Annotated in this window: 14 protein-coding genes; 11 read left to right on the top strand and 3 right to left on the bottom strand. The window is 55.1% G+C overall.

The genetic code is table 11. From position 1 onward, the window contains the following. Positions 1 to 81: 81 nt before the first annotated feature. From mmuM to RTM06_RS03290, 3 genes are all read right to left on the bottom strand, one after another. Complete coding sequence (gene mmuM / locus RTM06_RS03300; protein ID WP_256697180.1) at positions 82 to 1017, bottom strand: homocysteine S-methyltransferase; 936 nt, start codon at positions 1015 to 1017, stop codon at positions 82 to 84. Beyond that, positions 1007 to 2422 carry an S-methylmethionine permease gene (gene mmuP, locus RTM06_RS03295; protein ID WP_312180026.1) on the bottom strand — a complete coding sequence of 472 codons (1416 nt, stop codon included), beginning with the start codon at positions 2420 to 2422 and terminating at the stop codon, positions 1007 to 1009. The genes mmuM and mmuP overlap by 11 nt, the downstream gene beginning before the upstream one ends. 132 nt (positions 2423 to 2554) lie before the next feature. After that, positions 2555 to 2893: a DUF2002 family protein gene (locus RTM06_RS03290; RefSeq protein ID WP_008101622.1), complete on the bottom strand. Its 339-nt coding sequence runs from the start codon at positions 2891 to 2893 to the stop codon at positions 2555 to 2557. 150 nt (positions 2894 to 3043) lie between these two features. Between RTM06_RS03290 and RTM06_RS03285 the strand changes: the two genes are divergently transcribed. The 11 genes from RTM06_RS03285 to RTM06_RS03235 form a co-directional block, all read left to right on the top strand. Next, the gene (locus RTM06_RS03285) at positions 3044 to 3364 is read left to right on the top strand and encodes a DUF883 family protein (protein WP_008101623.1); all 321 of its coding nucleotides are present in this window, start codon (positions 3044 to 3046) and stop codon (positions 3362 to 3364) included. Between the two features lie 434 nt (positions 3365 to 3798). Further along, positions 3799 to 4041, top strand: coding sequence for a glutaredoxin-like protein NrdH (gene nrdH / locus RTM06_RS03280; RefSeq protein WP_312179917.1), 243 nt, complete (start codon positions 3799 to 3801; stop codon positions 4039 to 4041). Positions 4042 to 4044: 3 nt separating this feature from the next. Then, positions 4045 to 4449 carry a class Ib ribonucleoside-diphosphate reductase assembly flavoprotein NrdI gene (gene nrdI, locus RTM06_RS03275; protein WP_312179914.1) on the top strand — a complete coding sequence of 135 codons (405 nt, stop codon included), beginning with the start codon at positions 4045 to 4047 and terminating at the stop codon, positions 4447 to 4449. Further along, positions 4428 to 6566, top strand: a complete 2139-nt coding sequence (nrdE, locus tag RTM06_RS03270; protein ID WP_312179912.1) for a class 1b ribonucleoside-diphosphate reductase subunit alpha — start codon at positions 4428 to 4430, stop codon at positions 6564 to 6566. The genes nrdI and nrdE overlap by 22 nt, the downstream gene beginning before the upstream one ends. A gap of 8 nt (positions 6567 to 6574) precedes the next feature. Further along, positions 6575 to 7534, top strand: a complete 960-nt coding sequence (nrdF, locus tag RTM06_RS03265) for a class 1b ribonucleoside-diphosphate reductase subunit beta (protein WP_312179910.1) — start codon at positions 6575 to 6577, stop codon at positions 7532 to 7534. 399 nt (positions 7535 to 7933) lie between these two features. Continuing rightward, positions 7934 to 9124, top strand: a complete 1191-nt coding sequence (proV, locus tag RTM06_RS03260) for a glycine betaine/L-proline ABC transporter ATP-binding protein ProV (RefSeq protein ID WP_312179908.1) — start codon at positions 7934 to 7936, stop codon at positions 9122 to 9124. A gap of 2 nt (positions 9125 to 9126) precedes the next feature. Beyond that, complete coding sequence (gene proW, locus RTM06_RS03255) at positions 9127 to 10299, top strand: glycine betaine/L-proline ABC transporter permease ProW (RefSeq protein ID WP_312179906.1); 1173 nt, start codon at positions 9127 to 9129, stop codon at positions 10297 to 10299. A gap of 63 nt (positions 10300 to 10362) precedes the next feature. Continuing rightward, the gene (proX, locus tag RTM06_RS03250) at positions 10363 to 11358 is read left to right on the top strand and encodes a glycine betaine/L-proline ABC transporter substrate-binding protein ProX (protein WP_256697185.1); all 996 of its coding nucleotides are present in this window, start codon (positions 10363 to 10365) and stop codon (positions 11356 to 11358) included. 707 nt (positions 11359 to 12065) lie between these two features. After that, positions 12066 to 12596 (top strand): transcriptional repressor MprA, encoded by a 531-nt coding sequence (gene mprA, locus RTM06_RS03245; protein WP_008101638.1) that lies wholly within the window; start codon positions 12066 to 12068, stop codon positions 12594 to 12596. Positions 12597 to 12744: 148 nt separating this feature from the next. Continuing rightward, on the top strand, positions 12745 to 13917 hold the full coding sequence (gene emrA, locus RTM06_RS03240; protein ID WP_256697186.1) for a multidrug efflux MFS transporter periplasmic adaptor subunit EmrA: 1173 nt from the start codon (positions 12745 to 12747) through the stop codon (positions 13915 to 13917). Positions 13918 to 13934: 17 nt separating this feature from the next. Next, the coding region (locus tag RTM06_RS03235) for a DHA2 family efflux MFS transporter permease subunit (RefSeq protein WP_312179904.1) at positions 13935 to 14854 on the top strand (920 nt) is incomplete at its 3' end.

Genomic DNA, 14854 nt, shown 5'->3' with positions numbered 1-14854 from the left:
AGGTCCGCATTAGCATCAGATAGGACAGTGTAAACTGCCCTTCTGTGCTTAATCGCGCTATCACTGATGATTTTCTGCGCTTTATTGCGGTTGACAACAGGCGGCAATCGCCGCGATATCCTGCGGCGTGGTGCGGCAGCAGCCGCCAATCAAACGTGCGCCCGCCTGCTGCCATTCGGCGAACTTGTCATGCAGCGTGCAACCCGATGGCGCGGAGTGCCAGGTTTTGCTGCTGGCATCGTACTGCTCGCCGGAGTTCGGATAGACCAGCAGCGGTTTGTCACACAGCGCCTGTAAGCTGCGCAGAGCGGGCGTCACGCTCTCCAGCGCCACGCAGTTGATGCCAATCGCCACCACTTGCGGTGCCGCATTCACCAGCTGCGCCACTTTGCTCAGCGGCGTGCCGTCGCTGAGGTGTTCGGCATCGCGCAGGGTAAAGGAGAACCACGCGCTGCTGTCAGGGAATTCGGCCAGTAAACTCACCAGCGCCTGCGCCTCAGCGAAGGACGGCAGCGTTTCGCAGGCCAGCAGATCGACACCCGCTTCCAGCAACGCCTTCACGCGCGGACGGTGGAACGCTTTCATCTCCTCTTCCGGCAGCGCGTAATCACCCCGATACTCCGCGCCATTGGCCAGAAACGCGCCATACGGCCCGACGGATCCGGCCACCAGCAATGGCGCGGTGCTGGCCGAAGATGCGCGATAGTCGTCACGCGCGCGCTGCGCCAGCTGTACGCTCTGGGTAATCAGTGCCAGCGCCTGCGCTTCATCTAATCCGCGCGCAGCAAAACCCTGCGGTGTGGCCTGATAGCTGGCGGTGATCGCCACATGCGCGCCTGCGGCAAAGTAATCGTGATGCACCTGATAAATCAGCTCAGGATTTTCTACCAGCACTTTGGCCGACCACAACGCATCGGCCAGATTGCAGCCGCGCGCTTCCAGCTCGGTCGCCAGCGCACCATCGAGAATCAGCGTGTCAGTTTGGGTTAGTGCCTGCGCGATGGGATTACGCGACATCGTTGGCCTCCTCAGCCTTAAGGGATGACTTACGTCGTTGCGTGACATGGTATGCGGCATAGCAGAACAGCACAAACGGAATGCCGCACCACAACGCAATACGCTGCGACGGATCGAACGCCAGTCCGACGCACGCCAGCAGGCAAAGCAGGAAGCCGAGAATCGGCGTCAGCGGATAGAGCGGCGCGCGATACGCCAGCTGTAGTAAGCTGCCACCCGCTTGCAGATGGCGACGACGGAACACATAGTGCGAGGCGCAGATGCTGAGCCACACCGCTACCACGGCAAAACCGGAAATCGCCGACAGCGCCACAAACACCGTGTCCGGCGCAATTACGCTGGAGAACAGCGCCAGCAGGCCGCCAATCATGCTCACGGTCAGCGCCAGCACCGGAATGCCGCGGCGATTAACACGCGCAAAACAACGCGGCAGCGTGTTCTCATTAGCCAGCGACCACAACATACGGCCTGAAGCATACAGGCCGGAGTTAGCGGCGGAGAGGATGGCGGTCAGGATCACGAAGTTGAAGATATCCGCTGCGTACGGGATGCCGATCTTTTCAAACACCAGCACAAACGGGCTTTTGACGATCCCCGCCTGATCCATCGGGATCAGCGCCGCCAGCACGAATACCGTGCCGATAAAGAAGATGATCAACCGTGCCACGGTGGTGCGGATCGCCAGTGGCAGCGCTTTTTGCGGCTGCTCGGTTTCACCAGCGGCGATACCGATCAATTCCGTGCCCGAGAACGCGAAGTTGACCGCCACCATGGTCATCAGAATCGGCAGCGTGCCGTGCGGCAGCCAGCCGGACGCGGTGAGATTGTGCAATCCCGGCGCGGCGCTGCCGTCTTTCATCGGGATAAAACCAAAGATCGCGCCTGCGCCGAGAAGGATAAAAGCGATGATGGTGATCACTTTGATGATGGAGAACCAGAATTCACCTTCGGCAAAGAAGCGCGTTGAGACGATATTCAGCAGATAGATGGCGATGCAGAACACCAGACACCACGTCCATACCGGCACGCTCGGGAACCAATACTGCATACAGAATCCGGCGGCAGTCAGGCTGGAACCCAGCGCCACCGTCCAGGTGAGCCAGTACAGCCAGGCGACGGTATAACCGGTGGCCGGGCTGAGATAGCGTGCGGCATAGACGTGGAATGCGCCAGTTTCCGGCATCGCCACGGCCAACTCGCCGAGACAGACCATCACCAGCCACACCACCAGCGCACCAATCAGATAGGCCAGCAAGGTTCCGGCTGCGCCGGTGGTTGAGATGATATAGCCGGTATTGAAGAACAGTCCGGTTCCGATCACACCGCCAAGCGACAGCATCACCAGATGCCGTACTTTCATGGTGCGCTTAAAATTTTCCTGCGGAGGCGTAGCCTGAGTTTGCATCATAATTATCCGTATGGACGTCTGAACATCTATATGGACACAAGGTTATACGCGTCAGCGTGCGGATTTGCAACGGGGCAGAAGGAGAGGATTCAGTGAGGGTTTGCGGCCCCGCGTTGACGGGGCGCAAGATCAGGCGCCGAATACGCCTTGCAGATAACGCTCAAGCGCAACGCGCGAGCTGAAGCCGTGCGGAATACCGTAATGCTCCTGCGAATCGCCCATTAAATAGAGTGGGAATTGCGTGTAGTGATCGCAGGTTTTCATCTCTGAGGCCGGTTCAGCAAAGCTCTGGCTTTTCTCTTTCAGCGTCGGGTGAATGATTAAGGCGGTCCGTCCCATTCGCGCTTCGCGATTAACATACACATAGTTTTCGCCGCGACGATAACCGTAAATTTTTGGCGTTTGGGTATCCATTTCGAAGCCTACTTTCTCAAGTACGCGCGCTACCTCATCTGGTCGTAAATACATGCTTGCTCCTCTCTTCTCACAGCCCCGCAACCTTACAGCAGCAGGATGGCATGGGCATTCGGAATTTTCCCTAAAGCCTGGCACATCCCTGCGTTTAATCACGCTTCGTCTACACTGAGTATTACGTTTTAAATCAAAGGGAGCTAAAAAATGTTTAATCGAAGCGCAAAAAACGATGACATTGATATCAATCAGGATGTAAACGAACTGGCCGATTCGCTAGAGGCGTTACTTAAATCTTATGGCAGTGAAGCTAAAGATGAGGTTGATAATGCACGCAGCCAGGCGCAGGCGCTGCTGAAGCAGACGCGTGCCAAACTGAGCGGCGGACAGAGTCGCGTATCGCAAGCGGCGCGTGATGCGGGTACGCAGGTTGATGCCTATGTCCACGACAAGCCGTGGCACGGCGTGGGCGTCGGTGCGGCAATAGGCCTGGTGCTTGGCGCGCTGCTGGTGTCTTCACGCCGATAAGCCTGAAAGTAGACTCAATAAGCCTCGCTGATGCGAGGCTTTTTTGTGGGCGCGAGATAGTGCGCGCTTTCCCTCACCCTAGCCCTCTCCCGCAAGCGGGAGAGGGAATAATTAGCTGGATCGGCTCCTTCTCCCGCTTGCGGGAGAAGGCTGGGATGAGGGTCAAATCGCACAAAATCCAACCAACCTTCCCACTCCATTCCCTTTACAAAAAATTTTTCCGGCCTGGAAGGCGCATGATCTCTGGGCTTAGCGATTATCCAAAGAACAAAATCACAAAACCCTATATATGGTGGGCTTGACCGCCAGGAACACTACATCTAGTATTTAACCCATCAACTAACTACCCAATGTCGTCAAGGACGAAGTTCGATGCAAACAGGAATTTGCTTCGTATCTCGCAATCTGACCGCAATCAAAGGGAAATACGAATCATGCGCATTATTATTTACACCAAAGATAACTGTGTCCAGTGCAATGCGACAAAAAATGCCATGGACCGCAAAGGTATCGACTATCAGCTGATCAACCTTGATACCCAACCTGAAGCCATCGACAACCTCAAATCTCTCGGCTATCGCCAGGTGCCAGTGGTGATGACACAAGACGATCACTGGAGTGGCTTCCGTCCCGACAAAATTGCCAGCCTGGGCCAGCTCGCGGCCGTCGGGGTATAAGCCATGTTTCCACTGGTCTATTTCTCTAGCCAGTCGGAAAACACGCACCGATTCATCACGCGTCTTGGGCTGCCTGCCCGCCGCATTCCGGTTGATGGCACGCAGCGCCTGCATATCGAACAGCCCTACATTTTAGTGGTGCCGAGCTACGGCGGCGGCAGTTCGCGCGGAGCCGTGCCGAGACAAGTGATTCAATTCCTCAATGATGATGCCAACCGACGCGGGATTCGCGGGGTGATTGCTGCCGGTAACCGCAACTTCGGTGCAGGCTATTGCCTGGCGGGCGACATCATTGCGCAGAAATGTCAGGTTCCCTATCTCTACCGCTTTGAGCTGATGGGAACCCCCGACGATATCGCTAATGTAAAAGCGGGAGTGACCCAATTTTGGCAACGACAGACACCCTAAACAGCTCGCTAACGGATTACCACGCGCTTAACGCGATGCTGAACCTGTATGACGCCGACGGCCGCATCCAGTTCAGCAAAGATCACGAAGCGACGCGCCAGTTCTTCCTGCAGCATGTGCAACCCCATACCGTGCAGTTTGCCTCTGCGGGTGAACGCCTGCGCTATCTGGTGGCCGAAGGCTACTACGAAGCCGAAGTGCTGAATCAGTACGATTTCGCTTTCCTGTGCCAGCTGCACGATGAAGCCGATGCGGCGGGTTTCGCTTTTCACACCTTCCTCGGTGCGTGGAAGTTTTACACCAGCTATACGCTGAAAACCTTCGACGGCAAACGCTATCTGGAAACGTTTGAACAGCGCGCCTGCATGGTGGCGCTGACGCTGGCTCGCGGCAATGAAACCTTAGCGCGCGAGCTGCTGGCGGAGATGCTAAGCGGTCGCTTCCAGCCGGCTACGCCAACCTTCCTTAACTGCGGAAAGCAGCAGCGCGGCGAGCTGGTCTCCTGCTTCCTGCTGCGCATCGAAGACAACATGGAATCGATTGGTCGCGCGGTGAACTCGGCGCTGCAGCTGTCGAAACGCGGGGGCGGCGTAGCGTTCCTGCTCTCCAACCTGCGTGAATCGGGTGCGCCGATTAAGCGCATTGAGAACCAGTCGTCGGGCGTGATTCCAGTAATGAAGATGTTGGAAGATGCGTTTTCCTACGCCAACCAGCTCGGTGCGCGTCAGGGCGCAGGCGCGGTGTGGCTGAATGCCCATCATCCGGATATTTTCCGTTTTCTCGATACCAAACGCGAAAACGCCGACGAGAAGATCCGCATTAAAACGCTGTCGCTTGGCGTGGTGATCCCGGATATCACCTTCCAGCTGGCGAAAGAGAATCGCGATATGGCGCTGTTCTCGCCGTACGATGTTGAGCGCATCTACGGCAAAGCCTTTGGTGATATCAGCATCAGCGAGCATTACGACGAGATGCTGGCGGACGATCGCATCACCAAAACCTACATCAAACCGCGCGATTTCTTCCAGACGCTGGCGGAGATTCAGTTTGAATCGGGCTATCCGTACATCATGTTCGAAGACAGCGTGAACCGCAGTAACCCGATTGCCGGTCGCATTAACATGAGTAATCTCTGCTCCGAGATTTTGCAGGTTAATAGCGCCAGCGAGTTCAATGACGATCTTAGCTATCGTCGCGTCGGCAAAGATATCTCCTGCAACCTCGGCTCGCTCAACATTGCGCATGCCATGGATTCGCGCAATCTGGCACAAACCGTGGAAACCGCCGTGCGTGCGCTGACCGCCGTTTCTGAGATGAGTGAGATCAATTCGGTGCCGTCGGTGGCGGAAGGCAATCGCCGCTCGCACGCCATTGGCCTCGGCCAGATGAACCTGCACGGTTATCTGGCGCGCGAAGGCATGGCGTACGGTTCAGAAGAGGCGCTGGACTTCACCAATCTCTACTTCTATTGCGTCACCTATCACGCCGTGCGCACCTCGAATCTGCTGGCGCAGGAGCATCAGAAGAGTTTTGACGGTTTCGCCGAGTCGAAATACGCCAGCGGCAGTTACTTCGATAAATATGTCGAACAGCGCTGGCTGCCGCGCACCGCGCGCGTGGCAAAACTGTTCGCCGATGCCGGACTGACTCTGCCAACGCAGGCCGACTGGCAAGCGCTACGTGCAGCGGTGATGCAGCATGGACTGTACAACCAGAACCTGCAGGCGATTCCGCCCACCGGTTCGATCTCGTACATCAACCATGCGACCTCCAGCATTCACCCGATTGTGTCGCGCATTGAGATCCGTAAAGAGGGCAAAACCGGCCGCGTCTATTATCCGGCGCCGTTTATGACCAACGACAATCTCGACCTCTATCAGGATGCGTACTCAATTGGGCCGGAGGCGATTATTGATACCTACGCCGAAGCCACGCAGCACGTCGATCAAGGCCTGTCGCTGACGCTGTTCTTCCGCGACGACGTCACCACGCGCGATATCAACAAAGCGCAGATCTACGCGTGGAAAAAAGGCATCAAAACGCTCTATTACATTCGTCTGCGCCAGATGGCGCTTCAAGGCACCGAGGTGCAGGGCTGCGTCTCCTGCTCACTGTGATGAAAACTATGCAACTTAAACAAATTCAAGCGATTAACTGGAACCGCATCCAGGACGAGAAAGATCTCGAAGTGTGGAACCGACTGACCAGCAACTTCTGGCTGCCGGAAAAAGTGCCGCTCTCCAACGATCTGCCGGCATGGCAGTCGCTGGACCACCAGCAACAGCAGCTGACCATTCGGGTGTTTACCGGTTTGACGCTGCTCGACACCATCCAGAACGTGATCGGTGCGCCGGGCCTGATGGAGGATGCGATGACACCGCATGAAGAAGCCGTGCTGTCGAACGTCTCCTTTATGGAAGCGGTGCATGCGCGTTCGTATAGTTCGATTTTCTCCACGCTGTGTAACACCGCAGATGTCGATGCGGCGTATCGCTGGAGTGAAGAGAATGACGCGCTGCAGAACAAGGCGAAGATTGTGCTGGAGCACTATCGCGCCGAGGATCCGCTGAAGAAGAAAGTTGCCAGCGTGTTCCTTGAATCGTTCCTGTTCTACTCCGGTTTCTGGCTGCCGATGTATTGGTCAAGCCGTGGCAAGCTGACCAACACCGCTGACCTGATTCGTCTGATCATTCGTGACGAAGCGGTTCACGGTTACTACATCGGCTATAAGTACCAAAAAGCGCTGGAAAATGTTGATGCTGGTCGCCGTGAAGAGTTGCAACAGTTCGCGATTGATTTGCTGCTGGCACTATACGAAAACGAAGTGGTGTATACCGAAGCGTTGTACGGCGAAGTCGGCTGGGCGGAAGAGGTGAAAACCTTCCTGCACTACAACGCCAACAAGGCGCTGATGAACCTCGGCTACGAAGCGCTGTTCCCGGCGGAATTGACCGCAGTGAACCCGGCGATCTTGTCTGCGCTGTCGCCCAACGCTGATGAGAACCACGACTTCTTCTCGGGCTCCGGTTCCTCATACGTTATGGGGAAAGCAGTAGAGACCGAAGACGAAGACTGGAATTTTTAACATTAATACCCGGTGCGCATTAATGCGCACCCTACGTCGTAGGGTCGCCATTTATGGCGACCTGGATTCCACATTTATTCCCCTCGCCTCGTCATAATTGACATTTAAATATTCATCAATCGCCCCTTTCTATTTCCACTCACAACATCTTTTTTCACGCCATTGACACCATTTCCGCCGTGAAATAGTGATAAATCACACTATCCTTCATAAAAATTTAATCCACGCGCATCCCTTGTGAGCACTGGCGATTTTAGCCATTGACCGCTGCGCGTGCCGCCGAATATCGCCATTCAGGGTTGTCAGATAATTTCACTATGTTAGGGTATAGGGCGCTTAATTTTACTCAGGACCACAACAAGAAATAGTTAAACATTTAACCGGGAAATTAATTACTGCATGGCAATTAAACTCGAAGTAAAGAATTTATATAAGGTATTTGGGGATAATCCCGAAAAGGCATTTAAGCTGATCGATAAAGGCGAAAGCAAAGAGAGTATTCTGGCGAAAACCGGTCTCTCTGTTGGCGTCAAAAATGCCAGTCTGGCCATTGAAGAAGGCGAGATCTTCGTCATCATGGGGCTTTCAGGTTCAGGTAAGTCCACCATGGTTCGCCTTCTCAATCGTCTGATCGAGCCCACCCGCGGCCAGGTAATCATAGACGGTGTCGATATTGCCAAAATATCGGAATCGGAACTGCGTGAAGTACGCAGAAATAAGATCAGCATGGTATTCCAATCCTTCGCATTAATGCCGCACATGACGGTGCTAAATAACGCGGCTTTTGGCATAGAATTAGCCGGCGTCGCTTTGGCCGAACGTCAGGAAAAAGCGCTGGAAGCATTGCGTCAGGTTGGCCTGGATAATTACGCTCACTCTTATCCCGATGAACTTTCTGGCGGCATGCGTCAACGCGTTGGATTAGCCCGCGCATTGGCGATTAATCCAGATATTTTATTAATGGATGAAGCCTTCTCAGCACTTGATCCGCTGATTCGTACCGAAATGCAGGATGAACTGGTAAAACTGCAGGCCAAACATCAGCGTACCATCGTATTTATTTCTCACGACCTCGATGAAGCGATGCGCATTGGCGACCGCATTGCCATTATGCAGGGCGGCGAAGTGGTGCAGGTCGGCACGCCGGATGAAATCCTCAATAATCCTGCCAACGATTATGTGCGCACCTTCTTCCGTGGCGTCGATATCAGTCACGTGTTTAGCGCCAAAGATATTGCGCGTCGCAGTGCGGGTTCACTGATCCGCAAAGCCGCCGGTTTTGGTCCGCGATCCGCCATCAAGCTGCTGCAGGATGAAGATCGCGAATATGGCTATGTGCTGGAGAAACAGAAGTTTGTTGGCGTGGTGTCCACCGATTCATTGAAAGCCGCGCTGGCGGCCGGTGAAGGGCTGGATAGCGCGCTGCTCGACACGCCGTTAGCGGTTCCTGCCGATACCTCCCTGAACGATCTGCTGTCGCATGTGGCACAAGCGCCCTGCGCCGTGCCGGTGGTCAGCGAGGAGAATCAGTACGTCGGTATCATTTCGAAAAGCATGCTGTTGCGTGCTTTAGACCGTGAAGGAGCCTAATCATGAGTGAACAAACAGCGAATCCGTGGGAAAGCGCCAGCCAAACCTCCCAGCAACCTGCCACAACCGATACCAGCGCCACCGCCAGCAGCAGCGATCCCTGGGCGAGCGGCAGTGCCGCGCCTGCGGATAATAACAGCGCCGATGCATGGGGCGATCCCTCCGCCGCCAGCAGCGGTGGCCACGATGCCGCCAGCAATGCTGCCAGCAGCAGCGACTGGTTGAGCAGCGCGCCCGCTCCCGCGCCAGAACACTTCAACATCATGGATCCGTTCCATAAAACCTGGATTCCCCTCGATAGCTGGGTGACTGAAGGCATCGATTGGGTGGTCAGCCATTTCCGCCCGGTGTTTCAGGGGATTCGCGTGCCGGTGGATTACATCCTCAGCGCGTTCCAGCAGTTACTGCTCGGCATGCCCGCGCCGGTGGCGATTGTGGTGTTTGCGCTGATCGCCTGGCAAATAGCCAGCCCGGCGATGGGCATTGCCACGCTGGTCTCGCTGATTGCCATCGGCGCAATTGGCGCCTGGTCGCAGGCGATGGTGACGCTGGCGCTGGTACTGACCGCCCTGCTGTTCTGCATCATCATCGGCTTGCCGCTCGGCATCTGGCTGGCGCGCAGCGAACGTGCCGCGCGCATTATCCGTCCGCTACTGGATGCGATGCAGACCACGCCCGCCTTCGTCTATCTGGTGCCGATCGTGATGCTGTTTGGTATCGGCAACGTGCCGGGCGTGGTGGTGACCATCATCTTTGCGCTGCCGCCGATTGTGCGCCTCACCATTCTGGGCATTAAGCAGGTGCCAGCCGATCTGATTGAAGCGAGTGAATCCTTCGGTGCCAGCCCGCGCCAGATGCTGTTCAAAGTCCAGTTGCCACTGGCGATGCCGACCATCATGGCTGGCGTCAACCAGACGCTGATGCTGGCGCTGTCGATGGTAGTCATCGCCTCGATGATCGCCGTAGGCGGTCTTGGCCAGATGGTGCTGCGCGGCATTGGTCGCCTGGATATGGGCCTCGCCACCGTCGGCGGCGTGGGCATCGTGATTCTCGCCATTATTCTTGATCGTTTGACCCAGTCGATGGGCCGCGACAGTCGCAGCCGTGGCAGCCGCCACTGGTACAGCACTGGCCCGCTGGGTCTGCTGATGCGCCCTTTCAGTAAAAAAGCCTGATTTCAATGGGCGGTCCGCTGCGGCCGCCCGTCTCCGACGTAACACGTAAAATAAGGAATGACTATGCGCAAGACAGCTCTCATCGCTGCCGTCCTGACGACGTTCGCCGCGACGCACGTGTCCGCCGCCGACCTGCCCGGTAAAGGCATCACCGTTAAACCGACTCAGAGCACCATCTCAGAAGAAACCTTCCAGACGCTGCTGGTGAGCCGCGCGCTGGAGAAACTCGGCTATACCGTTGAGAAGCCAAGCGAGATTGATTACAACGTGGCGTACACCACTATCGCAGCCGGTGATGCCACCTTTATTGCCACCAACTGGAAACCGCTGCACGACGATATGTATAAAGCAGCGGGCGGCGATGCGAAGTTTTATCGTCAAGGCACTTACGTCGGTGGCGCTGCGCAGGGTTACCTGATCGATAAGAAAACCGCCGAGCAGTATCACATCACCAATATTGAGCAGCTGAAAGATCCGAAGATCGCCAAGCTGTTTGATACCAATGGCGATGGCAAAGCGGATTTGACCGGCTGTACGCCAGGCTGGGGCTGTGAAGCGGTGATTAATCACCAGATTGAAGCCTACAAGCTAAGCAATACCGTTGAGCACAATCAGGGCAACTACTCGGCGATGATCGCCGATACCATCACGCGCTTTAAGCAGGGCAAACCGGTGTTCTATTACACCTGGACGCCGTATTGGGTCAGCGACGTGCTGAAGCCGGGTAAAGATGTGGTATGGCTGCAGGTGCCGTTCTCTTCACTGCCAGGCGAGCAGAGCAAAGTCGATACCAAGCTGGCGAACGGTGCTAACTACGGTTTCCCGGTGAACACCATGCACATTGTCGCCAACAAAGCCTGGACCGAGAAAAATCCGGCAGCGGCAAAACTGTTTGCTGAGATGAAGCTGCCAATTGGCGACATCAACGCCGAGAATGCAGCGATGCATGCGGGCCATGCGTCTGAAGCCGATATCAATGGCCACGTTGATGGCTGGATCAAAGGTCACCAGGCGGAATTCGATAAGTGGATTCAGGACGCGCTGGCGGCAGCGAAGTAACGCGATTTACATTAGCGTTGGTATTGTGGCGGCGCGATTTATCGCGCCGTTTTTCTTGCGATAAATGCACTACAACCACTCTGCGCAATGAATTGCGCCGCTACGGCAAGTTTCTTCCTTACCCTTTCTCATTCCCCGATAAGCGAAGCGTGCGCTATAGCGCACTGGTACGTCCTGTTAATTAACACACCATTGAAATAATTTTTTCGGTTACTATTACCCACAAATGATTATCTCTCTTCTCCTCGCGCAATGACTGCTTCCCGCTTAGCGATCGAATTCCATCATTTTTGCTGGTATCGCATCCGCGCGGGCGTTGTTAAGAGCATGTTAATCAACGCCTTGATTTTAGTGGACAAGCTGCGTGCTAAAAGTGTTTAGAAATCGTAAAGATGAGACCAAACCGCTGAGCGATACTGTTCATTGATGATTGGCTTTGTTATGGTTAGCAGCGCAGTTATTCACCAGAGTTATTTTTTCTCGCGAAATTATTTATCAGTAAAAAGATTTCCCGGGATTAATTGATGACATCGGCTGCCTGCATGATCAGGCGGGATGTCAGGGCGAAATGCCCTGGGTTAAGGAACAACCTGGAATGTCAGATGTTGACAATGTGATCGTACTAACAATCACCTGCGGAAATTGTGACTACGCTTAATCTGTCACCATCATTACTATACCAGTTGCAACTAAGAGGTTTTTTTAAAATGGAAAGTTCGTTTACTCCCATTGAACAGATGCTAAACATCCGTGCTAACCGCCATAAAGATTTTCCGCTGCAGGAGATTATTCTGACCCGCTTGTGCATGCATATGCAGGGAAAACTGCTGGATAATCGCAACAAAATGTTGAAGGCGCAGGGAATTAACGAGACCTTATTCATGGCACTGATTACCCTTGATGCGCAGGAAAATCAGAGCATTCAGCCTTCAGAACTGAGTTCTGCTCTCGGCTCTTCACGCACCAATGCCACGCGTATCGCCGATGAGCTGGAGAAGCGCGGCTGGATCGAACGCCGTGAAAGCGAGAACGATCGTCGCTGCCTGCATCTGCATTTGACCGAAAAAGGTAATGAGTTCCTGCGTCAGCTGCTGCCACCGCAGCATCAGAGCCTGCAATACTTGTGGTCTTCGCTCTCCACTAACGAGCAGGATCAGCTGGAATCGATTACCCGTAAGTTACTTAACCGTCTCGATAAAATGGACGAAGATCAGGTTATCGCTTCCCTGTCGCGCTAATAGCAAGAAGTGCGACACAATCACCTTCCGAAATCGCTATTTTAATCCCCTTTTGTCCGGCCAGCGCTCAAGCGCTGGCTTTTTCGACTCGGGCAACCGTGTTGAAGGATCAGCACATCCCGACCAAATGGAAAACGTGGAGAACGACATGAGTGCGACAGCGGAAGCTCAAAGCCCGCAACAGCCAGCGAATAAAAAGAAGAAGCGCAAAGGTGTGCTGATCCTGCTGGCTATCGTGTTTGTAATTATTGGTGTTTCGTATCTGGCTTACTGGTATCTGGTGCTGCGTCACTTCCAGGAAACCGATGATGCGTACGTGGCGGGCAACCAGGTGCAGGTGATGGCGCAGGTTTCCGGCAGCGTAAACAAAGTGTGGTTCGACAACACCGACATCGTGAAGAAAGGCGATGTGTTGGTGTCACTGGATAAAACCGATGCCGAGCAGGCGTTTGAGAAAGCGCAGACCGCGTTGGCCACCAGCGTGCGTCAAACCCACCAGCTGATGATCAACGGCAAGCAGTATCAAGCCACCATCAAGCTGCAGCAAACCGCGTTAGAACAGGCTGAAGCTGACCTGAAACGCCGCGAGCCGCTGGGCGCGTCTAATCTGATTGGTCGCGAAGAGCTGCAACACTCGCGTGATGCCGTGGCAACTGCCAAAGCACAGCTGGATGTGGCAGTACAGCAATACAACGCTAACCAGGCGATGATTCTGAATACCTCGCTGGAAAACCAGCCGGCGGTACAGCAAAGTGCGGCTGAATTGCGCGATGCCTGGCTGGCGCTGCAGCGTACCGAGATTCGTAGCCCGATTGATGGCTTCATTTCACGTCGTAGCGTGCAGGTGGGTTCGCAAATCTCCACCACCACGCCGCTGCTGGCGGTGGTGCCGTCAACTAACCTGTGGATCGATGCGAACTTTAAAGAGACGCAGCTTGCGGGTGTGCGTATCGGTCAATCGGCCACGGTGATCAGCGATATCTACGGCGATGACGTGGAGTATCACGGCAAAGTGGTGGGCCTGGACATGGGTACCGGCAGCGCCTTCTCGCTGCTGCCTGCGCAGAATGCCACCGGTAACTGGATCAAAGTGGTTCAGCGTCTGCCGGTGCGTATTGAGCTGGATCCGAAACAAGTAGCGGAACATCCGCTGCGTATCGGCCTCTCCACGCTGGTGAAAGTCGACACGCAGAACAAAGATGGCGCCACGCTGGCCAGCGCCGTGCGTTCGCAAGCCGCGTATGAAAGTAATGCGTTGGCAATCGACCTCGCGCCGGTTAACCAGCTGATTACTGACATCGTTCGTGCCAACGCTGACTAACGCCGCGGGAGGCTGTTATGGCACAAAAACCGCTTGAAGGTGCGCCGTTAGTCCTGATGACCATCGCCCTGTCGCTGGCGACGTTTATGCAGGTACTCGACTCCACCATCGCTAACGTGGCGATTCCGACCATCGCCGGTAACCTCGGTGCCTCGAACTCGCAGGGCACATGGGTAATTACCTCTTTCGGGGTGGCAAACGCCATCTCGATTCCGATTACCGGTTGGCTGGCGAAGCGCATCGGTGAAGTGAAGCTGTTTACCTGGTCGACCATTCTGTTTGTGCTGGCGTCCTGGGCGTGCGGCATGTCCGAAAGCCTTGAGATGCTGATCTTCTTCCGCGTCATTCAGGGCGTGGTTGCCGGTCCGCTGATTCCGCTGTCGCAGAGTTTGCTGCTGAACAACTATCCGCCGGCGAAACGCAGCGTGGCGCTCTCGCTGTGGGCGATGACGGTGATTGTCGCGCCGATCTGCGGCCCGATTTTGGGCGGCTGGATCAGCGATAACTATCACTGGGGCTGGATCTTCTTCATCAACGTACCGATTGGTTTGGTGGTGGTATTGCTGACGCTGCAAACGCTGCGCGGACGTGAAACCCAAACCGAAATCCGCCCGATCGATATGGTGGGTTTGGTGCTGTTGGTGGTGGGCATTGGCTCGCTGCAGGTGATGCTGGATCGCGATAAAGAGCTCGACTGGTTTAGCTCCACCGAAATTATAGTGCTGATGGTGGTCGCCGTGGTGGCGCTATTGGTGTTGCTGGTGTGGGAGCTCACCGACGACCATCCAATAGTCGATTTGTCGCTGTTTAAGATGCGCAACTTCACCATCGGCTGTTTGTCGATAAGCCTGGCCTATATGCTCTACTTCGGCTCGATAGTGTTACTGCCGCAGCTGCTACAGGAGGTATATGGCTACACCGCCACCTGGGCCGGATT

It is taken from the genome of Pantoea sp. CTOTU46764 (assembly GCF_031974595.1).
Classification (GTDB): domain Bacteria; phylum Pseudomonadota; class Gammaproteobacteria; order Enterobacterales; family Enterobacteriaceae; genus Pantoea; species Pantoea trifolii.
This window is presented reverse-complemented; position numbering and strand designations above follow the sequence as displayed.

Bases quoted from the DNA above. Each gene is read 5' to 3' on its own strand.
- mmuM (WP_256697180.1), bottom strand. From the start codon at position 1,017: ATGTCGCGTAATCCCATCGCGCAGGCACTAACCCAAACTGACACGCTG.
- mmuP (WP_312180026.1), bottom strand. From the start codon at position 2,422: ATGCAAACTCAGGCTACGCCTCCGCAGGAAAATTTTAAGCGCACCATG.
- RTM06_RS03290 (WP_008101622.1), bottom strand. From the start codon at position 2,893: ATGTATTTACGACCAGATGAGGTAGCGCGCGTACTTGAGAAAGTAGGC.
- RTM06_RS03285 (WP_008101623.1), top strand. From the start codon at position 3,044: ATGTTTAATCGAAGCGCAAAAAACGATGACATTGATATCAATCAGGAT.
- nrdH (WP_312179917.1), top strand. From the start codon at position 3,799: ATGCGCATTATTATTTACACCAAAGATAACTGTGTCCAGTGCAATGCG.
- nrdI (WP_312179914.1), top strand. From the start codon at position 4,045: ATGTTTCCACTGGTCTATTTCTCTAGCCAGTCGGAAAACACGCACCGA.
- nrdF (WP_312179910.1), top strand. From the start codon at position 6,575: ATGCAACTTAAACAAATTCAAGCGATTAACTGGAACCGCATCCAGGAC.
- proV (WP_312179908.1), top strand. From the start codon at position 7,934: ATGGCAATTAAACTCGAAGTAAAGAATTTATATAAGGTATTTGGGGAT.
- proW (WP_312179906.1), top strand. From the start codon at position 9,127: ATGAGTGAACAAACAGCGAATCCGTGGGAAAGCGCCAGCCAAACCTCC.
- proX (WP_256697185.1), top strand. From the start codon at position 10,363: ATGCGCAAGACAGCTCTCATCGCTGCCGTCCTGACGACGTTCGCCGCG.
- mprA (WP_008101638.1), top strand. From the start codon at position 12,066: ATGGAAAGTTCGTTTACTCCCATTGAACAGATGCTAAACATCCGTGCT.
- emrA (WP_256697186.1), top strand. From the start codon at position 12,745: ATGAGTGCGACAGCGGAAGCTCAAAGCCCGCAACAGCCAGCGAATAAA.